At 73.0% G+C, this 21,164-nt stretch carries 18 protein-coding genes; 9 read left to right on the top strand and 9 right to left on the bottom strand.

Annotation, left to right across the window (positions count from 1 at the left end; translation table 11 throughout):
* Nucleotides 1-86: 86 nt before the first annotated feature.
* The 4 genes from ACSMXR_RS05670 (at nucleotide 87) to ppk2 (ending at nucleotide 3,912) form a co-directional block, all read left to right on the top strand.
* The gene (locus tag ACSMXR_RS05670) at nucleotides 87-776 is read left to right on the top strand and encodes a TetR/AcrR family transcriptional regulator (RefSeq protein WP_137232144.1); all 690 of its coding nucleotides are present in this window, start codon (nucleotides 87-89) and stop codon (nucleotides 774-776) included.
* A 14-nt stretch (nucleotides 777-790) separates the two neighbouring features.
* Nucleotides 791-1,534 (top strand): ArsR/SmtB family transcription factor, encoded by a 744-nt coding sequence (locus ACSMXR_RS05675; RefSeq protein ID WP_473171345.1) that lies wholly within the window; start codon nucleotides 791-793, stop codon nucleotides 1,532-1,534.
* A gap of 412 nt (nucleotides 1,535-1,946) precedes the next feature.
* Nucleotides 1,947-2,930 carry a DMT family transporter gene (locus tag ACSMXR_RS05680; RefSeq protein ID WP_473171346.1) on the top strand — a complete coding sequence of 328 codons (984 nt, stop codon included), beginning with the start codon at nucleotides 1,947-1,949 and terminating at the stop codon, nucleotides 2,928-2,930.
* Nucleotides 2,896-3,912, top strand: a complete 1,017-nt coding sequence (gene ppk2, locus ACSMXR_RS05685) for a polyphosphate kinase 2 (protein ID WP_376187125.1) — start codon at nucleotides 2,896-2,898, stop codon at nucleotides 3,910-3,912. Before ACSMXR_RS05680 ends, ppk2 begins: the two co-directional genes overlap by 35 nt.
* Before the next feature lie 7 nt (nucleotides 3,913-3,919).
* Here the strand turns inward: ppk2 and ACSMXR_RS05690 are convergent, their stop codons facing one another.
* Nucleotides 3,920-5,002 carry a Zn-dependent alcohol dehydrogenase gene (locus tag ACSMXR_RS05690; protein WP_376187127.1) on the bottom strand — a complete coding sequence of 361 codons (1,083 nt, stop codon included), beginning with the start codon at nucleotides 5,000-5,002 and terminating at the stop codon, nucleotides 3,920-3,922.
* A gap of 40 nt (nucleotides 5,003-5,042) precedes the next feature.
* Complete coding sequence (locus ACSMXR_RS05695; protein ID WP_473171347.1) at nucleotides 5,043-6,437, bottom strand: aldehyde dehydrogenase family protein; 1,395 nt, start codon at nucleotides 6,435-6,437, stop codon at nucleotides 5,043-5,045.
* A gap of 307 nt (nucleotides 6,438-6,744) precedes the next feature.
* Between ACSMXR_RS05695 and ACSMXR_RS05700 the strand changes: the two genes are divergently transcribed.
* Nucleotides 6,745-7,254: a DinB family protein gene (locus ACSMXR_RS05700; RefSeq protein ID WP_473171348.1), complete on the top strand. Its 510-nt coding sequence runs from the start codon at nucleotides 6,745-6,747 to the stop codon at nucleotides 7,252-7,254.
* 18 nt (nucleotides 7,255-7,272) lie between these two features.
* Here ACSMXR_RS05700 and ACSMXR_RS05705 read toward each other — a convergent pair whose 3' ends face one another.
* The 5 genes from ACSMXR_RS05705 to ACSMXR_RS05725 all read right to left on the bottom strand — a co-directional run bounded on the left by ACSMXR_RS05705 (nucleotide 7,273) and on the right by ACSMXR_RS05725 (nucleotide 14,681).
* Nucleotides 7,273-8,637: an ABC transporter ATP-binding protein gene (locus tag ACSMXR_RS05705; RefSeq protein ID WP_364888642.1), complete on the bottom strand. Its 1,365-nt coding sequence runs from the start codon at nucleotides 8,635-8,637 to the stop codon at nucleotides 7,273-7,275.
* Nucleotides 8,638-8,752: 115 nt separating this feature from the next.
* Nucleotides 8,753-10,141: an MFS transporter gene (locus ACSMXR_RS05710; protein ID WP_473171349.1), complete on the bottom strand. Its 1,389-nt coding sequence runs from the start codon at nucleotides 10,139-10,141 to the stop codon at nucleotides 8,753-8,755.
* Nucleotides 10,141-11,595, bottom strand: a complete 1,455-nt coding sequence (locus ACSMXR_RS05715; protein WP_473171350.1) for a CitMHS family transporter — start codon at nucleotides 11,593-11,595, stop codon at nucleotides 10,141-10,143. The genes ACSMXR_RS05710 and ACSMXR_RS05715 overlap by 1 nt, the downstream gene beginning before the upstream one ends.
* Nucleotides 11,596-11,734: 139 nt before the next feature.
* Nucleotides 11,735-13,918 (bottom strand): molybdopterin oxidoreductase family protein, encoded by a 2,184-nt coding sequence (locus ACSMXR_RS05720; protein WP_473171351.1) that lies wholly within the window; start codon nucleotides 13,916-13,918, stop codon nucleotides 11,735-11,737.
* A 145-nt stretch (nucleotides 13,919-14,063) separates the two neighbouring features.
* Nucleotides 14,064-14,681, bottom strand: a complete 618-nt coding sequence (locus tag ACSMXR_RS05725) for a TetR/AcrR family transcriptional regulator (protein WP_473171352.1) — start codon at nucleotides 14,679-14,681, stop codon at nucleotides 14,064-14,066.
* A gap of 213 nt (nucleotides 14,682-14,894) precedes the next feature.
* Between ACSMXR_RS05725 and hmgA the strand changes: the two genes are divergently transcribed.
* The 4 genes from hmgA to ACSMXR_RS05745 all read left to right on the top strand — a co-directional run bounded on the left by hmgA (nucleotide 14,895) and on the right by ACSMXR_RS05745 (nucleotide 19,697).
* On the top strand, nucleotides 14,895-16,214 hold the full coding sequence (hmgA, locus tag ACSMXR_RS05730) for a homogentisate 1,2-dioxygenase (RefSeq protein WP_030631085.1): 1,320 nt from the start codon (nucleotides 14,895-14,897) through the stop codon (nucleotides 16,212-16,214).
* 37 nt (nucleotides 16,215-16,251) lie between these two features.
* Nucleotides 16,252-17,058, top strand: coding sequence for a GntR family transcriptional regulator (locus ACSMXR_RS05735; protein WP_137232132.1), 807 nt, complete (start codon nucleotides 16,252-16,254; stop codon nucleotides 17,056-17,058).
* A gap of 91 nt (nucleotides 17,059-17,149) precedes the next feature.
* On the top strand, nucleotides 17,150-18,442 hold the full coding sequence (locus tag ACSMXR_RS05740) for a type ISP restriction/modification enzyme (RefSeq protein ID WP_473171353.1): 1,293 nt from the start codon (nucleotides 17,150-17,152) through the stop codon (nucleotides 18,440-18,442).
* 58 nt (nucleotides 18,443-18,500) lie between these two features.
* The gene (locus tag ACSMXR_RS05745; protein WP_473171354.1) at nucleotides 18,501-19,697 is read left to right on the top strand and encodes a CaiB/BaiF CoA transferase family protein; all 1,197 of its coding nucleotides are present in this window, start codon (nucleotides 18,501-18,503) and stop codon (nucleotides 19,695-19,697) included.
* Nucleotides 19,698-19,752: 55 nt separating this feature from the next.
* Here the strand turns inward: ACSMXR_RS05745 and ACSMXR_RS05750 are convergent, their stop codons facing one another.
* Both ACSMXR_RS05750 and ACSMXR_RS05755 read right to left on the bottom strand, forming a co-directional pair.
* Nucleotides 19,753-20,016 carry a hypothetical protein gene (locus ACSMXR_RS05750; protein ID WP_003970092.1) on the bottom strand — a complete coding sequence of 88 codons (264 nt, stop codon included), beginning with the start codon at nucleotides 20,014-20,016 and terminating at the stop codon, nucleotides 19,753-19,755.
* Nucleotides 20,017-20,302: 286 nt separating this feature from the next.
* Nucleotides 20,303-21,106, bottom strand: coding sequence for an SGNH/GDSL hydrolase family protein (locus ACSMXR_RS05755; RefSeq protein WP_137232129.1), 804 nt, complete (start codon nucleotides 21,104-21,106; stop codon nucleotides 20,303-20,305).
* Nucleotides 21,107-21,164 lie beyond the last annotated feature (58 nt).

Consider the following 21,164-nt stretch of genomic DNA (forward strand, 5'->3'; position numbering starts at 1 on the left):
CCACCCACTGCCTCTCCTGAGCGCCGCTCGGGCGCACTTTAATTAGCACTGCTAGTTTCTGGTTCGCAGGCCCTACTATGAGCCGCATGGCCCGACCGCGCAAGCCCCTCCTCAGCAGAGACCGCATCGTCGAGGCGGCGAGCGCGCTCGTGGACTCCGAGGGGCTCGACGCCGTCTCCACGCGCCGTCTGGCGGCCGTGCTGGGGGTCAGCGGGCCCTCGCTCTACAACCACTTCCGCAACAAGGAGGAGATCCTCGACGCCGTCGCCGACGCGGTCTCCGTACAGGTCGATCTGTCGATGTTCGAGGAGTCGGATCCCCGCGACTGGCGCGAGGCCCTGCACGACTGGGCGCTGTCCTACCGGGCCGCGCTCGCCGCGCACCCGCACATCGTCCCGGTGCTGGCCCGGGGGCCGGGCCGCCGGCCGGCGGGGCTGCGGGTCGCCGACGCGGTGTTCGGGGCGATGACCGGAGCGGGCTGGCCGCCCGCCCAGGCGACCCGGATCGGGGCGCTGATGCGCTACTTCATCACCGGTTCGGCGCTGGGGTCGTTCGCCGGGGGTTTCGTCGACGACGAGACGGCCTACGACCCCGCCGACTACCCGCACCTCGGCCAGGCCCATCTGCTGGCCGACCACCGCAGCCAGGTCGACGAAGGGGCCTTCGAGACCGGGCTGCGGGCGCTGCTGGACGGGCTGGCGCTCCAGTACGAGCAGTACGCGCGGCCGGTGGGCGGCGGCGCGGCGACGGTTCGGCCGGCGCCGAACCGTCCCTGACGCACCCTGGACGCATGGACCGTTCCCCGCGACAGCGCCCCCGGCCGCACGACACGGCGGCCTCTCGGCTCGCCGCACTGGCCGCCCTCCTCGCGGACGAGACCCGCGCCTCCTTCTGCCTGGCCCTGCTCGACGGGCGGGCCTGGACCGCCGGTGAGCTGGCCCGGTACGCCTCCGTCGCCCCGTCCACCGCCAGCGAGCACCTGGGGCGGCTGGTCGCGGGCGGGCTGCTGGCCCAGGAGCGGCAGGGCCGTCACCGCTATGTCCGGCTGGCCGACGAGCGGGCCGCGCACCTGGTGGAGGAGCTGGCCTCGCACGCGGCGCCCGAGAGCCCGGAGCGGCCGCGTTCCCTGCGGGCGGCGAGCGTCAGCAGTGCGCTGGCCCGGGGGCGTACCTGTTACGACCATCTCGCCGGACGGCTCGGCATCCGGATCACCGAGGCGATGACGGCACGGGGGCTGCTGCGGCAGGACACCGGGTTCGCGCTGACCGAGGCGGGCCTGGAGTGGTTCGCCGCCCTGGGCATCCCCCTGGACCGGTCGGCCCGACGCCCCCTGGCCCGGGGCTGCCTGGACTGGACGGAGCGGCGGCCCCATCTCGCGGGGGCGGCGGGGGCGGCGCTGTGCGCGCATGTGCTGGCGGTGGGGTGGTGCGAGCGGGTGGGGTCGGGGAGGGCGGTGCGGGCTACTTCGGCGGGGGTGGGAGCGCTGTCGGACCTCCTGGGCATCGCCCCGGGCTCCCTCGACGACCGGCCCTAGCTTCCGGCCTGTCCGGCGGCCACCCAGCGCGTCCGGCGTTCGAGGACCGGCCAGCACCCTCCCAGCCCGTCCGGCGTTCGAGGACCGGCCAGCACCCACTCAGCCCGTCCGGCGTTTGAGGACGGAACCGGGGCTCGGGACGGGCAGCACCTTTGCTTCCGGGCCACGGAGGGGTCGCCCCGTACCACCACCAGGGTTCCGTCCTCAATCGCCGGACGGGCTTAAGTGGGCAGGGCTTCGTCCGTGAGCGGCGGGCGGGAAGCGGGCTTAAGTGGGCAGGGGGCCGTCCGTGAGCGGCGGGTGGACGGGCTTTAACGGGCAGGGCTCCGTCCGTAAGCGGCGGGCGGCCGTCGATTGACGGGGGTTGACAATTCGGTGGGGGGCGAAGCGTTTCGGCTTTACGGTCGTGGCCATGACGACGACCCCGACACCGCTTCCGGCCTCCCCACCGGCCCACCCCTGGCGAGCCACCGCCGCAGCCTGCACCACCGTCGTGCTGTGGGCCTCCGCCTTCGTCTCCATCCGCAGCGCCGGCGAGTCCTACTCCCCCGGCGCGCTCGCCCTGGGCCGGCTCCTGGCGGGCACGCTCGTGCTCGGGGCGATCCTCCTCGTACGGCGGGAGGGGCTGCCCGGGCGCGGCGCCTGGCGCGGAATCATCACCTCCGGCGTGCTCTGGTTCGGGCTCTACATGGTGGCGCTCAACTGGGGCGAACAGGAGGTCGACGCCGGGACCGCGGCGATGCTGGTGAACATCGGGCCGATCCTGATGGCCCTGATGGGCGCCCGCATGCTCGGCGAGGGGCTGCCCCGCCGCCTCCTGCTCGGCATGGGCATCTCCTTCTCGGGCGCCGTCGTCGTCGGCCTCGCGATGTCCGGGCACGGCAGCTCCTCCGTGCTGGGCGTGGCGCTCTGCCTGCTGGCAGCCGTGGTGTACGCGCTGGGCGTGGTGAGCCAGAAGCCGGCGCTCGCGTACGGTTCCTCGCTCCAGATCAACACCTTCGGCTGCCTGATCGGCGCCGTCGCCTGCCTGCCGTTCACCGGGGTGCTGATCTCCGAGGCGGCCGACGCGCCGATGTCCGCCACGCTGAACATGATCTACCTGGGCGTCTTCCCGACCGCACTGGCCTTCACCACCTGGGGCTACGCGCTGGCCCGGACCACCGCGGGCCGGATGGGCGCCACCACGTACGCGGTCCCGGCGATCGTGGTCCTCATGGCGTGGGTGCTGCTGGACGAGGTGCCGACCCCGCTCGGCGTTCTCGGCGGGCTGCTCTGCCTGGCCGGGGTGGCGGTCTCCCGGAGCCGTCAGCAGACTGGGCCCACACGCGGAAATCCCGCTGGGCCGGTGGAGGGAAGCCGTCATGACACGGAGGACCGGAGCGCAGGGCGACCGTAAGAAGGCCGAGAAAGCCGAGAAGGCCGACCGCGAGGAGGCGGGGCGGGCGGCCCGTCACGGCGGGCCGTATCTGGACGGTTTCGGTGTGGTCGACAGCGGGGACGACGATCCGGTCCTCGTGACGCCGAAGGGCCACGCCCGCGACGCCTGGCGCGAGGACTACCCGTACGACCGCAAGCTGCGCCGCCGCGACTACGACAAGGCCAAGCGGGCGCTCCAGATCGAGCTGCTGAAGCTCCAGCACTGGGTGAAGGAGCGCGACGAGCGGCTGGTGATCCTCTTCGAGGGGCGGGACGCGGCGGGCAAGGGCGGCACGATCAAGCGGTTCACCGAGCATCTGAATCCGCGTGGTGCCCGAATAGTGGCGCTGGAGAAGCCGACCGAGCGCGAGCGCACCCAGTGGTACTTCCAGCGGTACACGGCACATCTGCCGAGCGCCGGCGAGATCGTGCTGTTCGACCGCTCCTGGTACAACCGCGCCGGGGTGGAGCGGGTGATGGGGTTCTGCACGACCCGCGAGTACCTGGAGTTCATGCACCAAGCGCCCGGCTTCGAGCGGATGCTCGCGCGCGACGGCATCCACCTGGTGAAGTTCTGGTTCTCCGTCTCCCGCAACGAGCAGCGCAACCGGTTCATGATCCGGCAGATCGACCCCGTACGACGGTGGAAGCTGAGCCCGGTCGACCTGGCCTCGCTGGACAAGTGGGACGAGTACACGGAGGCCAAGGAGCTGATGCTCTTCCACACCGACACGGCGGACGCGCCGTGGACGGTGGTGAAGAGCAACGACAAGAAGCGGGCCCGGCTGGAGGCGATGCGGCATGTGCTGGACCGCTTCGACTACCCGGGCAAGGACCCGGAGGTGGTCGGAGTGCCGGACCCGCTGATCGTGGGCCCGGCCTCCCGGCTGTTCGAGGAGGGCGAGATGGACGCCCGGCTGCTGGGGCCGGTCGCCTCGACCTCCCGGACCACGGACTACTAGAAACGGACTACTGGAAGACGACCAGCGCCCGGCCGCCCTTGCCCGCGATCATGTTGTCGAAGGCGGCGGGGATGCCGTCCAGGGCGATGCGTTCGGTGACCATCATCGACAGGTCGAAACGGCCCGCGCGGATGTGGTCGGCGAGGGCGGGCAGGTCGCGGGCCGGGTCGCTGTTGCCGTAGACGCAGCCCGTGAGCGACCGGCCCCAGTGGAAGATCTCCAGGGCGTTGAAGGTGACTTCCTGGTCCTTGCCGCCGATGCCGACCACCGTGGTGCGCCCGCCGCGCCGGGTGGATTCCCAGGCGGCCCGGATCGTCGCGGGCCGGCCGACGCACTCCACGGCCACGTCCGTGCCCTGGCCGCCGGTGAGCTTGCGGATCTCGCGCGGGGTGGTGGCGGAGGCGATGACGTAGTCGGTGGCGCCCGCCTGCCGGGCCAGCTCCTCCTTGGCCGGGGAGACGTCGACCGCGATGATCCGGGACGCTCCGGCGATCCGGGCGGCCTGGAGCACCGCGAGGCCGACGCCGCCGATCCCGAAGACGACGACGCTCTCGCCCTCGCGGACCCGGGCGCTGTGGTGGATCGCGCCGTAGCCGGTCAGGACCGCGCAGCCGAGGAGGGCGGCGTCGGTGAGCGGGATGCCGTCGGGGGCGGGCAGCACGCAGTTGGCGGCGACGACGGTCTCCTCCGCGAAGGCCGCGACGTTGAGGCCGGGGTGGAGGTCGGTGCCGTCGGCCGTACGGGCGTGGAGGTTGGCGGTGCCCTTCAGGGCGTCGGCGCAGAGCCAGACCTCGCCGATCCCGCAGTGGAAGCAGGAGCCGCAGGAGGGCGCCCAGTTGAGGACCACGCCGTCGCCGGGCGCGACATGGGTGACGCCCTCGCCGACCGCCAGGACCGTACCCGCTCCCTCGTGGCCGAGGACGGCGGGCACCGGGACGCGCATGGTGCCGTTGGACAGGGACAGATCGGAGTGGCAGACCCCGGCGGCGGCGAGCGCGATACGCACCTGGCCGGGGCCGGGGTCCGGCAGGACGATATCGGTGATCTCCAGCGGAGCTCCGACGGCGGGCAGTACGGCGGCGCGGACCACGAACAGGCTCCTTACGAGTTACGAGGAAAGGGTTACGGGGTCAGAACTGGAGCGACTTCGTCTGGAGGTACTCCGCCAGACCGTGCGGCCCCAGCTCGCGTCCCACCCCCGACTGCTTGTAACCGCCGAACGGGGCCAGTGGGTTGAACCGTCCGCCGTTGATGTCGACCTGCCCGGTGTCCATCCGGCGGGCGAAGGCCACCGCCTCCTCGTCGTCGGCGGCCCACACGGCCCCGGCGAGCCCGTACACGGTGTCGTTGGCGATCCGGAGCGCGTCGTCCACGTCCTCGTACCGCAGGATCGAGACCACCGGGCCGAAGATCTCCTCCTGGGCGATCGTCATGTCCGGGGTGACGTCGGCGAAGACGGTCGGGCTGACGTAGTAGCCGGTCTCCAGCGGCGCGTCCGGGCCGCCCGCGATCAGCCGGGCGCCCTCCTCGACGCCCTTGGCGATGTAACCGCGCACCCGGTCCTGCTGCTTGGCGTTGACGAGCGGGCCGACCCGTTCGCCGGGTACGTACTTGGTGACGGCGTTCGCCGCGAGTTCCACGGCCTCGTCGTACCGCTCGGCGTCCACCAGCATCCGGGTCCAGGCGCTGCACGTCTGGCCGGAGTTGGTCATCACGTTGGCGATGCCGACGTTGACCGCCTTGGCGAGATCCGCACCGGGCAGGATCACATTGGCGGACTTGCCGCCCAGCTCCAGGGCGACGCGCTTGATCGCGGCCCCGGCGGTGGCGCCGATCTGCCGGCCGACGGCGGTGGAGCCGGTGAACGAGACCAGGTCGACGCCCTCGTGGGCGGCGAGCGCCTGGCCCGCTACCGGTCCGACGCCGGTGACGAGGTTGAAGACCCCCGGCGGCAGACCGGCGGCTTCGGTGGCCTCCGCGAAGAGCTGGGCGGTCAGCGGGGTGTCCTCGGCGGGCTTGAGGACGACGGTGCAGCCCGCGGCGAGCGCGGGGGCGACCTTGGCGACGATCTGGTGGAGCGGGTAGTTCCAGGGGGTGATCGCGCCGACCACACCGACCGGCTCCAGCAGCACGGTGGAGTTGCCGATGCGCTCCTCGAAGGTGTGGCGGGCGGCCAGTTCGGCGTACGAGGCGGCCACCAGCACGGGCACGCCCGCGTGGACCATCTGCGACAGCGGCAGCGGCGAGCCCAGCTCGGCCGTGATCGTCTCGGCCAGCTCGTCCTTGCGGGCGGCCAGCGCGTCGGCGAGTGCGGTGAGCCGGGCGGCGCGCTCGGCGGGCGGGGTCGCGGCCCAGGCGGGGAAGGCGGCGCGTGCGGCCCGTACCGCCGCGTCGACGTCCTCGGCGGTTCCCGCCGGCACATGGGCGATGACCTGCTCGTCGGCCGGGTTCACGACCGCGATCGTGTCCTGGCCGACGGCGGGCCGCCACGCACCGTCGATGTACATCTGGTCATGGGCCTGCATGGCTGTTTCCTCCCGGACGTGCTGTGCGGAGCGCCGAAGCCGTGCGGCGCGGGCACACGACGCACCCGCCCAAACTAGCGCCGTTAGTTTTCCGGCGCCAGGGAGCCTTCCGAGACACCGGTCACGCCGGGCGCGCACGCCCCGGCGCGGGCCGTCTTGCCGGAACAGCATGAGGCCTTGCCCGGACGGCGGCCGCCGGGACAAGACTGGGACGAGTCCGCGCACCCGGACCGCACGACCGCACGACCGCCTGACCGCACGACCGCCCGGACCGCCCGACCGCCCGACCGCCCACCGAGGAGGCACCATGACCGCCGCGCCCCGCCCTCGCCGACGTCCCCGCCGCCGGGACACCCCGCCGCCACGGACCGGCGGGAGCGAGATCGAGGTGCTGCGCGGCTTCCTCGACTACGTACGCACCTCGGTCGCCGCGAAGGTCGAGGGTGCCCCGGAGCCGGAGGTCCGCACCGCCGGGGTGCCCTCGGGCACGAATCTGCTCGGCCTGCTCCACCATCTGACCTTCGTCGAGCGGTCCACCTTCCTCGGGGAGTCGGTCGCCGACTGGCCGGCGACGTTCCGTGCCGCTCCCGAGGACGGTGTGGCCGAGGTCGTCGCCCGCTACCGGAAGGCGGTCGCGGAGGCGAACGACGTACTCGACATCTGCACCGACCTCGGCTCACCGGTGCCGCACGCGCGACCGAACGGCCCTGCTCCCAGCGCCCGTTGGGCGCTCACGCACATGATCGAGGAGACCGGCCGCCACGCGGGTCACGCGGACATCCTCCGCGAACTGATCGACGGCTCGACCGGGCGCTGAACAGGACCAAGTAACCCCCTAGGGAGTGTCTTCCAGCCCTGGAACGTCGTGGGGCAGCGGGCAGATGCGGCGGCCGTAGTGGTCGAAGACGTACAGATGGGCCAGGTCCACCAGCAGCGGCACCTGTCCCCCGGTCCGCAGCCGCATATCGGGTCCGGTGCGCACGACCAGGTCGCCGGAGGGGGCGGAGGGGTGGTCGGGGCCCCGCATCCCGGTGGGGTCCCCGGCCGGTTCGTCGAGGGCGACGACCGGGCCGCTGACGCGGCCGGCCGCCCGCCCTCTGAGCCGTTCCAGCACGCCGACCCCGCCTCCGCCGCCCGCCGCGGCCCGGCGGCGGCGCGGCATCGCCCGGGGCCGGGCGGATTCGAGGTCCGGCACGACGGCGGGCCGCGAACCGGTCCTGAGGTGGACCAACGCCTCGTGCCCCTGGTACTCGACGTGCTCGACGATGCCGCTGAGGGCGACCTCGCCGGGCCGGGCCCGACTGGGCGGGGCGATCCGGACCGCCTCCGAGCGCAGCCCCACGATGATCCGCCGGCCCTGCTGGATCCGGAGCAACTGGTGGTCGGGGCTGAGGGGTTCGGGCAGGGCGAGGCGCTGACGGCCGAGGTCGATCGACATCCGGCCCTCCAACGGGGCGTGCACGACGGCCTGGAGGAGGTTGATGCGCGGGGTGCCGATGAAGGCGGCCACGAACACGTTGTCCGGCAGGGCGTAGACCTCGCGGGGCGTACCGACCTGCTGGAGGACTCCGCCGCGCAGCACGGCCACCCGGTCGCCGAGGGACATCGCTTCGGCCTGATCATGCGTCACATAGACCGTGGTGACGCCCAGTTCCTTGGTCAGCAGGGCGATCTCGGCGCGCAGATGGCTGCGCAGCTTCGCGTCGAGGTTGGAGAGCGGTTCGTCCATCAGGAACACGGAGGGGCGGCGGGAGATGGCCCGGCCCATCGCGACCCGCTGGCGTTCGCCGCCGGAGAGCTGGGCCGGGTAGCGGTCGAGGACGTGCTCGATCCCGAGCATCCGGGCGGTGGCCTCGACGCGCGCGGTGGTGTCCTCGCGGGGGTTCTCCAGCTTCAGCGGGAAGCCGATGTTGGCCCGGTTGGTCATGCTCGGGTAGAGCGCGAAGTTCTGGAACACCATCGCCATGCCGCGTTCGCGCGGCGGGGTGTGGTTGGCGTACTCCCCGTCGAGGAGCAGTTCGCCCTCGGTGATCTCCTCCAGGCCCGCGATCATGCGCAGCACGGTGGACTTGCCGCAGCCGGAGGGGCCGAGCAGGACGACGAACTCGCCCGGATCGATGGAGAGCGTGAACCGGTCGACGGCCCGCCGGTCCCGGCCGTAGCTCTTGCTGACTTGGTGCAGGGAGATCGCGCGCGTCATGAGGGTCCGCCCGGAGGGAAGTGGTGGCATCGCGGTGGGGAGCGGCTGTGTGGAAGCTAGCCCACCGGGCGGGGTGTGGGAATGACTCGCGCGAAGGTTGGGGCGTACGGGGTGGTCACCCGGAGGGGTCGGCGCCGTTCCGGACGGCCGGCGGTACGGGGGTGGCGTCCGGCGGTACGGGGTCCTGCTCCGCCGGGTCCGGTGGTACGAGAGCCGGATCCGGCGGTACGGGATCCTGCTCCGCCGGGTCCGGTGGTACGAGGGCCGGGTGGGGCGGTACGGGGGTGGGCGCCGTGTCCGCGGCAGGCGGGGCCGGCTTCGTACGGGCCTCGCCGCGCAGTCCGAGTCCGGCCGCGCCGAGCAACAGCACGCCGAGCAGCGCGAACGGGGCCGCCACCCCCACCGCGCCCGCGATCAGGCCCGCCGCGGCGGGGGCGGCGACCTGGCCGAGCCGGTTGCCGGTCAGCCGCAGCGCGAGCGCGGTGGACCGGGCCTGGGCGGGGGCCGCCCGGACCACGGTGGTCATGGACAGCGGCTGGCCGACGCCGAGGCAGAAGCCGAGGACCGCCAGCATGACCGCGAGGACCGGGACGGACACGGGCAGGGCGACGCCCGCGCAGAGGAGCCCGGCGAGCAGGCAGCTGGTGGTCAGCAGGGCCCGGCGGCCCAGCAGCCGCAGCAGCGGTGTCATCACCAGCCGGCAGGCGATCGTGGCGGCGGCCCGCAGGCTGAGCAGCAGTCCGACGGTGGCCGGTGCGATGGAGCGGTGTTCGCCGACGACCGGCAGATAGGCGGTGAGGATGTCGGTGGCGGACAGCACCGCCATGCTGATGAAGATGCCCGCCGGGACGCCGCGCGCGCCCAGGATCGCCCGGACCGGGACCTTGTGGCCGGGGGCCGTTCCCGAGCCGGTGGGCCGGCGGTGCTCGATGCGCCAGAGCGAGGTGAGGGCGACCGCGCAGACCCCCGCCGACACGAGGAGCGCGAGGGCGCTCGTACGGCCCAGCGCACCGCTGTCGGCGGAGATCAGCGCACCGGCCGCGATCGGTCCGATGAGCTGGCCGAGCGAGGCGCCGATGGTGAAGTGCCCGAAGTTGCGGTCCTGTTCGTCGGGGGCGGACTGCCGGGCCACGATCGACTGCGCGCCGATCACGAAGCACAGGTGGCCGAGGCCCATCACCCCGCTCCAGGCGGCCATCGCGGGCAGCGAGGAGACGATGCCGCTGAGCGCGCAGCCGCCGGAGATCAGGAGTACGCCGAGCGGCAGCAGGGGCGCGCACCGGCCGTGGTCGGTGCGGCGGCCGAGCGGCACGGCGACGAACAGCGGAAGCAGGGCGTAGACCCCGGCGATGACGCCGACGGCCGCCTCGTCCGCGCCCAGCGCGAGGGCCCGGTAGGAGACGGCGGGCCGCGCCATCGACACCGCCCCCTGCGCGAAGGCGAAGGCGATGACGAGGCGCAGCAGCCAGCCCCGGCCGGGCCCGGTTCGCGGTCGGACGGTCATCACATGATGCCGAAGAGGATGCCCGCCGCGAGCACCACGAGCGAGGTGAGGACGGCCCACTTGACGGTGAAGCGGGTGTGGTCGCCGAACTCGACCTTCGCCATGCCGACGAGGACGTACACGGCGGGCACGAGCGGCGAGGACATGTGCAGGGCCTGACCGGCCAGCGAGGCGCGGGCGATCTCCAGCGGCGAGACGCCGTGGGCCGCGCCCGCCTCGGCGAGGACGGGCAGGACGCCGAAGTAGAAGCCGTCGTTGGACATGAAGTAGGTGAGCGGCAGGCTGAGCACGCCGGTGACGATGGCCATGTGCGGGCCCATCGCCTCGGGGACCGCGCCGACCACCCAGTCGGCCATGTGCTCGACCATGCCGGTGCCGGTGAGGACTCCGGTGAAGACGGCGGCGGCGAAGACCATGCCGGAGACGTTGAGGACGTTGTCGGCGTGGGCGGCGATCCGGGCCCGCTGGTCGGGCATGTGGGGGAAGTTGACGGTGAGCGCGAGGGCCGCGCCGAGCAGGAAGAGCACCGGGATCGGCATCAGTTCCATGATCATCGCCGTCAGGAGGGCGGCGGTGAGACCGGCGTTGAACCAGTAGAGCTTCGGGCGGAGCGTGGACCGGTTCGGGTCGAGGCCCTGGAACTCTTCGTCGCCGTCGCCGTCCCCGTCGCCATCTGCGGCATCGGCTCCGGCGCCCGTACCCGTACCCGTGCCCGTACCGCCTGCCGAGGCCGCGGCGCCCTTGCGGAGGCGGTCCTCGCCACCGGTGGCTCCGGCGCCGACGCCGGCGGTCACGGTCTCCGGCTCCGGCTCCCGGGCCAGCGCCTCGTCGAGGGTGAGCATGCCCAGACGCTTGCGCTCCCGGCGGCCCAGCACGTACGCCAGCACGAACACGGCGAGCAGCCCCATGGCCAGCGCCGGGATCATCGGCACGAAGATCTCGGAGGCGTCCAGCTTGAGGGCGGTGGCGGCGCGGGCGGTGGGGCCGCCCCAGGGCAGGGTGTTCATGACGCCGTTGGCGGTGGCCGCGACACCGGTCATCACGACCAGGCTCATTTTCAGGCGTTTGTAGAGGGGATACATCGCCGAGACGGTGATCATGAAGGTGGTGGAGCCGTCGCCGTCCAGCGAGACGATCGCGGCGAGCACCGCCGTACCGACGACGATGCGCATCGGGTCGGCCTTGCAGAACCGCAGGATGCCCCGCACGATCGGGTCGAACAGGCCGACGTCGATCATCACGCCGAAGTAGACGATGGCGAACATCAGCATGGCGGCGGTGGGCGCGAGGTTGCCGACGCCTTCGATGACGTAGTCGCCGAGCTGCGCTCCCTGTCCGACGGCGACACAGAACAGTGCGGGGATCAGTACCAGCGCCGCGATCGGCGACATCTTCTTCGTCATGATCAGGACCAGGAAGGTCGCGATCATGGCGAAGCCGAGGATTGTCAGCATGGGGGATACCTAACGTTCATCCTTGAACTCCCACCGGTCTCGGCGGTCGGTCCGGATGACGTTAGGGGCCTCCTCGAAGAGTTAACAAGACGTTGACGCGTGAGCAATACGAGCAAAACCCCAGGTCAACGCGGTAGTGCTAGTGAGCTGGGGTGACGGAGACCGGGATGGCGTTCAGGACCGCCGTGCCGGACAGCGGATCCAGGAGCGTGCCGTCGAGCAGCTGGTTCACGTTCGCCCCGGGGTCGGCGGCGGCGACCGACATCCGGGTGCCGGGGCGGCTGTGGCCCCAGCCGTGCGGGAGGCTCACCACCCCGCTGCGCACGGTGTCGGTGATCTCGGCGGGGGCTTCGATGCCGCCGCCCGACGACTCGATGCGGGCGGTGTCCCCGTCGGCAAGACCGAGGCGGGCCGCGTCGTCGGGGTGGATCTGGAGGGTGCAGACGTTGGACCCGCCGGTGAGCGAACCGACGTTGTGCATCCAGCTGTTGTTGGAGCGCAGATGGCGGCGGCCGACGAGGACGAGCGGGGCGGGCCGGTCGCCCAGCGCCCGGCGCAGCCGCGGCAGGTCGGCGGCGATCGGCTCCGGGAGCAGTTCGATGCGGCCGGAGCGGGTGCGCAGGACCTCGGGGACGCGGGGTTTCAGCGGGCCGAGGTCGATGCCGTGCGGGTGGGCGAGGAGCCGCTCCAGGGTCAGCCCGTACGGGCCGAGGCGCAGCATCAGGTCCAGTCGCCGTTCGGGGCCGTTCTCGCCGGTGAGTTCGGCGGCCAGCTCCTTCGGGGCTCCGGCCCGGGTGAGGGCGGTGTCGACGGCCAGGTCGTCGACGGCGGAGGGCGGCGCGCCGTGCATGCCGCTCACCGCGAGGATCAACCGGGCGTGGATCTCGCTCTCGTCCATCCGCCCGTCCTCCAGGGGCACGGCGGCGCGGGTGTAGCGGACCTGGTTGTGGACGGCGAAGTTGTTGAACGCGAAGTCGAAGTGGGCGCTCTGCGAGGGCGGCGGCGGGGGCAGGACGACGTCGGCGCGGCGGGAGGTCTCGTTGAGATACGGGTCGACGCTGACCATGAAGTCGAGCCCGTCGGCGAGGGCCGCGTCGAGCCGGTCGCCGTCGGGTGCGGAGAGCACGGGGTTGGCCGCGATGACCACCAGGGCGCGGATACGGTCCTCGCCCGGGGTGTCGATCTCCTCGGCGAGGGCGGCGATGGGGAGTTCGCCCTTGGCCTCGGGGTGCCCGGAGACCCGGCTCGCCCAGCGGCCGAGCGCGAAGCCCTTGCCGGGGGCGGCGGGGCGCGGCGCGCGGGCCGTGGCGGAGAGCGGGAAGAGGGCGCCGCCGGGCCGGTCGAGGTTGCCGGTGAGGATGTTGAGGACGTCCACCAGCCAGCTGGCGAGGGTGCCGTGCTCGACGGTGCAGCTGCCGATGCGCCCGTAGACGGCGGCGGTGGGCGCGGCGGCGAGTTCGCGGGCGATGGCGGTGATGGTGTCCGCGTCCACGTCGCAGGCGGCGGCGACCGCGTCCGGGGTGAAGTCCGCGAGGGCGTCGGCGAGTTCGTCGAGCCCTTCCAGATGCCCGGCGAGCGGCCCGGGGTCGGCGAGCTTCTCGTCGATGAGGGTGTGCGCGAGGGCGGCCAGCAGCAGGGCGTCCGCACCGGGCCGGATCGCGACGTGCCGGTCGGCGAGCCGGGCGGTACGGGTGCGGCGCGGGTCGATGACGGTGAGGGTGCCGCCGCGCCGGCGCAGGGCCTTGAGCCGGCCGGGGAAGTCGGGGGCGGTGCAGAGGCTGCCGTTGGACTCCAGCGGGTTGGCGCCGATCAGCAGGAGATGGCCGGTGCGGTCGAGATCCGGTACGGGGATGGCGTGCGCGTCGCCGAAGAGCAGGCCGCTGGAGACGTGCTTGGGCATCTGGTCCAGGGTGCTGGCGGTGAAGACGTTACGGGTGCGCAGGGCGGCGAGCAGCAGGGGCGGGTAGAGGGAGCCCGCCATCGTGTGCACGTTGGGGTTGCCGAGGACCACGCCGACGGCCCCGGGCCCGTACGCCTCCGTCAGGGCCGGCATCCGTGCGGCGATCAGGTCGAACGCCTCGCCCCAGGTCGCCTCGCGCAGCTCCCCGTCGTCGCCGCGCACGAGGGGGACGCGCAGCCGGTCGGGGTCGGCGTCGAGCCCGCCGAAGGAGGCGCCCTTGGGGCAGATGAAGCCTTTGCTGAAGATGTCGTCGCGGTCTCCGCGCGCACCGGTGACGGTGGTCCCCTCGATGGTGAGGGTGAGGCCGCAGGTGGCCTCGCAGAGGGGGCAGATACGCGGTGCGGTGCGGGAGTCGTGGGACATGGGCCCTCCCCGGGGCGGCTGCGGCGACGGCACACGGACATGGGCCGGGCGGGCGTGGAAGCCCCGGCCCGGCCGAGCATACCGACCGGTACGCACAGTGGGGAGGTCTCGCACGGGGAAGAAGAGGGGAGCGGGATGCCGTCGCTCAGTCGAGCGTGTGGGCGAGGTAGGACCTGACCAGGGTCCGGGTCTCGGCGACGATGGCCGCGTCGCCCGTCGGCTCCGTACGGAAGGCCAGTTGCAGCAGCGCGTCCGCGGCCTCCACGCTCACCAGGATCGCCCGGGACAGCCGCTCGTCGGCCCGGCGGCCGAGGTGACCGGCGAGCAGCACGGCGAGCCGGTCCGCCAGCCGCCGGTTGGCGTCGTCCGCCGCGCCCTCGGCGGGAAACGGCGGCCCGAAGTCGACGAGCGCGAACCCGGGGACGCTCCGCTTCATCGCCAGGTACTCGTCGAGCACCGCGTCGATGGCGGCGCGCCAGTCGTCGGCGGGAAGATCCGCGAGCCGGGCGGTGATGCGGTCGGCGTAGGTGTCCAGGTTGCGCAGCGCGAGGGCGTCGACGAGCGCGCGCTTGTTGGAGAAGAAACGGTAGACGGAGCCGATGGGCACTTCGGCGCGCTCGGCGACGGCCCGGGTGGTGAGCTGCTCGTAGCCGGTCTCGTCGAGGAGACCGGCGCAGGAGTCGAGTATCCGGGCCAGGCGGTCGGCGCTGCGCTGCTGCACGGGGGCGCGACGGAGGTTCGGGGTGACATGGGGCTGAGGCACGGGCCCATGATGCCGTGCCCCTACCGCCCGGCGAACGGCAGCCGCCCGGCAGCCGCCCCCGCGGACGGCGCCGCGACCGCCGTGCGGGACGCCGCACACGCCACGAATGGCGCGATGTATGCCGTTGACGTGCCCCGCTCCTATTCCTACGGTGGTGCATAGGATTCGTCGTCCGGCGGGTCCGAGGGCTTTCTTGGGCACCGGGAGTGCGGGATGAGCGCGATCGACCAGGCGAGGAAGACGGCCGAGGGGCTGACGTATTCCTCCGGCTTCGGCAACGAGCACAGCTCGGAGGCGGTGCCCGGGGCGCTGCCGCACGGCCGCAACTCCCCCCAGCGCGCCCCGCTCGGGCTGTACGCGGAGCAGCTGAGCGGCTCCGCCTTCACCGAGCCGCGCGCGGACAACCGCCGCTCCTGGCTCTACCGGATCCGCCCCTCGGCCGCCCACCCGGCGTTCACCCGGACCGACAACGGGGGCCTGCGCTCGGCGCCCTTCACCGAGACCGTGCCGGACCCGAACCGGCTGCGCTGGAACCCGCTGCCCGACCCCGCGCCCGGCACGGACTTCCTGAGCGGTCTGTGGACGCTCGGCGGCAACGGCGACACCACCCAGCGCGCCGGGATGGCGATCCACCTCTACAGCGCCAACGCCTCGATGACGGACCGCGTGTTCAGCGACTCGGACGGCGAGCTGCTGATCGTTCCCGAGCGCGGCGGACTGCTGCTGCGCACCGAGCTGGGCCTGCTGCGCGCCGAACCGGGCCATGTCGCCCTGATCCCGCGCGGCGTCCGCTTCCGGGTGGAGCTGCTGGAGGAGACCGCGCGCGGTTACGTCTGCGAGAACTACGGCCGCCCGTTCGCGCTGCCCGACCTCGGCCCGATCGGCGCCAACGGCCTGGCGAACGCCCGGGACTTCCTCGCCCCGGTCGCCGCGTACGAGGACCACGAGGGCCCGGTGGAGGTGGTCAACAAGTTCTGCGGGAACCTCTGGTCGGCGACGTACGACCACTCGCCGCTCGATGTGGTGGCCTGGCACGGCAACCACACCCCGTACGTCTACGACCTGCGCCGGTTCAATGTGATCGGCACGATCAGCTACGACCACCCCGACCCGTCGATCTTCACGGTGCTGACCTCGCCGTCCGACACCCCGGGACTGGCCGGGGTGGACTTCGTCGTCTTCGCGCCGCGCTGGCTGGTCGGCGAGGACACCTTCCGCCCGCCGTACTTCCACCGCAATGTGATGAGCGAGTACATGGGGCTGATCGACGGGGCGTACGACGCGAAGGCGGACGGCTTCGTGCCCGGCGGCGGCTCCCTGCACAACATGATGTCGGCGCACGGACCGGACCGGGAGACCTTCGACCGGGCGAGCGCGGCGGAGCTGAAGCCGCAGAAGATCGACGACGGTCTGGCCTTCATGTTCGAGACCCGCTGGCCGGTCACGGCGACCGCGCAGGCGGCCGGCGCCGGCCATCTGCAGCGCGGCTACGACGACGTGTGGCAGGGTCTGAGCCGCAACTTCCGGCCGTAGGCGGCGGAAGGCCGGAAGGGTACGGGACGGGGACGACGTGACAGAGAGCCACGGACAGGCCGGGGCGGACCACGGTGCGGAACAGCCGTGCCGGCCGCCCGCGTTCGCCCCCGACTCGCTCGTCCTGAACCGGAAGCTGCCGCTCTGGTACCAGGTCTCCCAGTCCCTGCGGGCCTCCATACTGGGCCGCCCGCAGGACGCCTCCGCCCGGCTGCCCACCGAGGAGCAACTCGCCGCGCACTACGGCGTCAGCGTGCTCACGATGCGCCAGGCGCTCAAGGAGCTGGAGACGGAGGGGCTGATCAGCCGGCACCGGCGGCGCGGCACGTTCATCGAGCCGCGCGCCCGGCGGGTCTCCCCGGTGCGGCTGCTGGGCTCGGTCGACGCGATCGTGGCCCAGCAGTCCGGGGAGGCGACGACCGTTCTCGGCCACGGCCCGACGGCGGTGCCCGGTGATCTCGCCGAGTTCTTCCCGGGCTGCTCCGAGGTGACCTGCTACCGGCGGCTGCGCCGCGACGGCGAGAGCGACGAGCCCACCAACTGGGCGGAGAACGCGGTACGCCCCGACATCGCCGCCCGGATCGACGTGGCCGACCTCGAACGCTGGCCGATGACGAAGGTCCTGCGCGATGTCGTCGGGGTGCGGATCTCCCGGATCACCGACACGGTGGAGGCCCGGCTCGCCGACCCGGTCACCGCCGAGCTGCTCCAGGTCCCGCTGCTCAGCCCGATCCTGCACTACACGGGCGTGACGTACGACGCGGAGGGGCAGGTGGTGGACGTGGCCCGGATCCGGTACCGGGGCGACCGGTTCTCCTTCTCCGTGACGGTGGAGGCCCACTGACCCCGCCCCACGGGGCCACCGCCCGCCGTTACGATGCGAAAGCGTCACGGCGGACAGGGGAAAACGGGACACGGGACAGGGGGACGGCTCGGTGGCAGCGCGCAGGACGGCGGCGGCCGGATCCGGCGGGGACACGGCGTTCTCGCCGCTCGACGCGTTCGTGCCGCTGGACGAGCTGATGCCGTGGTCGGTGCGGCCGCTGCGAACCGGCCGCGCCTGGGTGAGCGGCCCCGACCCGGTGGCGCTCCGGGCCCGCTGGGAGCGGCTGGCCGGTGCCGACGCCGCCGAGCAGGAGCGGCTGTTCGCGCCCACCCGTTCCCGTACGCCGCACACCTCGGTCGCGGCCCTGCCCGGCCAGTCGACCGGTACGGCCCGCTTCGCCCGGACTCCCGGCCCCTGCCCCGACCCCGTACGGATCCTGCACGGCCCCTACGACGAGCAGTGGCTGCTGCCCGACCACCGGCTGATCGACGCGGCCCGTCCGGAGCTGTGGCGGGTCGCCGACGGGCAGCAGCTCTTCGCGGTGGAACACAGCTCCGCCCCCGAGGACGCCGGGCCCGCCCTGTCCGTGACCGCGCTGCCGCCCGACGGGCACTCCCCCGCCGGGCGGCCCGGCCGGATCAGGCCGCTGTACCGCAGGCCCGGCGGCACCGAACCCAACCTCGCGCCGGGGCTCCCGGAGCTGCTGCGCGGGCGGCTCGGCGGTGGGGCGGACCCGGACGCGTTCACCCCGGAGGCGGTGCTGGGCTGGATTCTGGCGGCCGCCCGGCCCGCCGCCACCGGTCTCCATGTCCCGTTGCCGGCCGACGCGGAGGTGTGGTCGTCCGGGGTGGCGCTCGGCCGGGAGCTGCTACGGCTCCAGTCGCGCGGGGCCCGGGGCGGGGAGCGGCCCCGGCTGCCGGGCGGGCGCAGGCCCTATGTGCGGGCGGCGCTCCCGGCCCGGCCCACGGAGCTGTCGTACGACGCCGGGGACGAGGCGCTGGTCGTCGGCGACGGCCGGATCTCGCCGGTGCCCGCGGCGGCCTGGGAGTTCACGGTGGGCGGGGTGCGGGTGCTGGAGCTCTGGTTCGGGCGCCGGGCGGCAGCGGCGGCGGGCCGGGCGCCGGAGGGGGCGGCGCCGGACGGTCTGGACGCGGTCGGTGCGCGCGGCTGGCCCCGGGAGTGGACCTCGGAGCTGCTCGAACTCATCACCGTACTCGCCCTGCTGGACGGCACCGCGGGGCCCCGCAAGGAGCTGCGGGCCGCGCTGGAGGCGGGTCCGCTGATCGGTCCCGCCGAGCTGCGGGCGGCCGGGGTACTGCCGGTCCCGTCCTCGGCACGGCGTCCGGCCTCCGTCCTCGGACACCAGGAGGAGGGCCCGGAGGGGCAGTTCGCGCTGCTGTAGCGGCGGTCCGGGCCACGGGGAGTGGCGAAAGCGCCGGTCAGCGGGTATGCACGGGGGCATGAACTCCTTGCCACTCCCCCTCGACGGCATCACGGTGGTGGCCGTCGAGCAGGCGGTCGCCGCCCCCTTCGCCACCCGTCAGCTGGCCGACCTCGGGGCCCGGGTAATCAAGGTGGAGCGCCCGGACGGCGGCGACTTCGCGCGCGGTTACGACACGGCGGCGCGCGGTCTCGCCTCGCACTTCGTCTGGTGCAACCGGGGCAAGAAGTCCCTCGCCGTCGATCTGAAGGACCCGCGCGGCCTGGCGGTGGTCCGTGAACTCGTCGCCGGCGCCGATGTGTTCGTGCAGAACCTGGCCCAGGGGGCGGCGGCCAGGCTCGGGCTCGACGCCGCCTCGCTCTGCGCGGCGCACTCGCGTCTGGTGGCGGTCGACATCTCCGGTTACGGGGCGGAGGGGCCGTACGCGCACAAGCGGGCCTACGACATGCTCGTGCAGTGCGAGGCGGGGCTGGTCTCGGTGACCGGGACGGCGGAGCAGCCGGTGAAGGCGGGCGTTCCGGCGGCGGACATCGCGGCGGCGATGTACGCGTTCTCCGGGGTGCTCGCGGCGCTGCTGCGACGGGCGACCACCGGGCGGGGCGGCCCGGTGGAGGTCTCCATGCTGGACGCGCTGGCCGAGTGGATGGGCCACCCGCTGCACCAGGGGATGCACGGCTCCGCTCCCCCGGCGCGTACCGGTCTCGCGCACTCGGTGATCGCGCCGTACGACGCGTTCCCCACGGCCGACGGCGAGCAGGTGCTGCTCTCCGTGCAGAACGACCGGGAGTGGCGGCGGCTGGCGGAACAGGTGCTCGGGCGGCCCGAGTTGGCCGAGGATCCGGACTTCGCGACGAACGCGGCACGCACCGCGAACCGGGCGCGGACCGATGCGGCGGTGGGCCGGGCGCTGGCGGGTCTGACGGGGCGGGAGGCGCTGGCCGGCCTGGAGGCGGCGGGGATCGCCTGCGCGCGGCTGAACACGGTGGCCGATGTGGCGGCGCATCCGCAGCTCGCGGCCCGGGACCGGTGGCGGGAAGTGGAGTCACCGGTGGGGCCGTTGCGGGCGCTGCTGCCGCCGATCACGCTGCCGGGGAGTGAGGAAGCGCGGATGGGTGCCGTTCCGGCGCTGGGTGAGCACACCGATGCGCTGCTGCGAGCCCTGGGGATGACGGACGAGCAGACATCGGTGCTGCGCCGGGACGGGGTGATCGCCTGACCTGGTCCGTCCCGAGCGGTGGGCCGGTCCGGGGCGGGTGATGCCGTGCCGTGGGTCAGCGGCGGCTGCCGAAGAGCGAGCGCCGCAGTCGCCGCAGCGGCGCGAAGAGCGACACACGTGCGCTCCTGCTCCGGCGGGTGTGCGCGGCATCACGCGAGGTCAGCTCACGCATCAGCAGCGTCGCTTCCGCCGACTCGCGCTGCGGGACGACGGGGCCGCCGAGCACCGCGAGATGGCGGTCGAGGCGCGTACTGGTCGCACCGCTCCCGCATGTGATGGCAGGCACACGCGGCCTGCTTCGCACCGTTATCTGTTCCATGTCACTCCCCACCCGTACGAGGGCACCCGGTCCGGGCAGGTTAACCCTATCGTCCCGCGGTGACACCCGTGTATCCCGGCCACAGGATTGCGCACACACATACGGAGGTTGACGCCCCGTTACCGAATTCGCGCGATTCCAGGGCGACTTCGGACAGTTCGCACGGTTCACGCGGTTCGGAGGGTTTGCCCGACCGCCCTCCCGCACGGACCGTGCGAGGGGGCGACGGACGAGGGAATCCTCAGGACACGAGGCTTCGGAGAGCGGGGTTTCAGGAGGCGGAGTTTCAGAGAGCGGAGTTGAACACGGGGAGGTAGCCGCCCGACTGTCCGGCGGCGGTCGGGTGGTAGGACTCACCGATGTTGAGCCAGTTCACGCTGTGCAGCCAGGAGTTGCTTGAGCAGATCTCGTGCCCGGTGAAGGTCGTCCTGACGTCGCCGAAGGTGAAGCCGTGGTCCGCCGCCCGCTTGGCGGTGGCCGAGTTGAGGTGGTCGGACGCCCCGTTGATGGCGGCGCGTTCCTTCTCGCTCAGCCCGGCGATGCAGCCGCCGCCGAGCTGGTAGAAGCGGGGGTAGCCGAGGACGACGACCTGTGCGGAGGGGGCCTTGGCGCGGATGGCCGAGTACACGGAGTCGAGCCTGCCGGGCAGGGTGGAGTCGACGTAGGCCCTGGCGGTGGCGATCCGGTTGAGGCAGGTGGCCTCGGACTGGAGCACACAGGTCGTCATGACGTCGGCGAAGCCCGCGTCGTTGCCGCCGATGGAGATCGAGACGAGGTCGGTCGAGGCGTTCAGCCTGCCGAGCTGACTGCCCGTGACGTCTCCGGTCCTGGCTCCGGAGCAGGCCGCGAAGTCGAAGGTGGTGGGAGAGTTGGCGGCCGCCCAGAGGGCGGGGTAGGCGCGGCTGCTGCGCTTGCAGCTGGAGCCGTCGTAGCTGCCGGCTCCGACGCCGGAGGAGTACGAGTCGCCGAGGGCGACGTAGTCGACGGCCGCGGCGGACGAGTCGGCGTTCGCGATCCCCGCACCGGTGAGGGCGAGGGCGGCGCCGAGCAGGAGAGAGGACGAGAACGCCACGAGTCTGGACATTTTCATGGAACCTCCTTGAGCAGGGGGTATCTGCGCTACTCCGTAGTAGCAGCACCCTCACCGC

It is taken from the genome of Streptomyces sp. DSM 106670 (assembly GCF_055792845.1).

Coding starts and splice junctions, on each gene's coding strand:
- ACSMXR_RS05705 (WP_364888642.1), bottom strand. CDS start 8,637: ATGACGCGCGCGATCTCCCTGCACCAAGTCAGCAAGAGCTACGGCCGG.
- ppk2 (WP_376187125.1), top strand. CDS start 2,896: ATGACACGGAGGACCGGAGCGCAGGGCGACCGTAAGAAGGCCGAGAAA.
- ACSMXR_RS05710 (WP_473171349.1), bottom strand. CDS start 10,141: ATGACCGTCCGACCGCGAACCGGGCCCGGCCGGGGCTGGCTGCTGCGC.
- ACSMXR_RS05755 (WP_137232129.1), bottom strand. CDS start 21,106: ATGAAAATGTCCAGACTCGTGGCGTTCTCGTCCTCTCTCCTGCTCGGC.
- ACSMXR_RS05715 (WP_473171350.1), bottom strand. CDS start 11,595: ATGCTGACAATCCTCGGCTTCGCCATGATCGCGACCTTCCTGGTCCTG.
- ACSMXR_RS05675 (WP_473171345.1), top strand. CDS start 791: ATGGACCGTTCCCCGCGACAGCGCCCCCGGCCGCACGACACGGCGGCC.
- ACSMXR_RS05720 (WP_473171351.1), bottom strand. CDS start 13,918: ATGTCCCACGACTCCCGCACCGCACCGCGTATCTGCCCCCTCTGCGAG.
- hmgA (WP_030631085.1), top strand. CDS start 14,895: ATGAGCGCGATCGACCAGGCGAGGAAGACGGCCGAGGGGCTGACGTAT.
- ACSMXR_RS05700 (WP_473171348.1), top strand. CDS start 6,745: ATGACCGCCGCGCCCCGCCCTCGCCGACGTCCCCGCCGCCGGGACACC.
- ACSMXR_RS05695 (WP_473171347.1), bottom strand. CDS start 6,437: ATGCAGGCCCATGACCAGATGTACATCGACGGTGCGTGGCGGCCCGCC.
- ACSMXR_RS05745 (WP_473171354.1), top strand. CDS start 18,501: ATGAACTCCTTGCCACTCCCCCTCGACGGCATCACGGTGGTGGCCGTC.
- ACSMXR_RS05670 (WP_137232144.1), top strand. CDS start 87: ATGGCCCGACCGCGCAAGCCCCTCCTCAGCAGAGACCGCATCGTCGAG.
- ACSMXR_RS05680 (WP_473171346.1), top strand. CDS start 1,947: ATGACGACGACCCCGACACCGCTTCCGGCCTCCCCACCGGCCCACCCC.
- ACSMXR_RS05750 (WP_003970092.1), bottom strand. CDS start 20,016: ATGGAACAGATAACGGTGCGAAGCAGGCCGCGTGTGCCTGCCATCACA.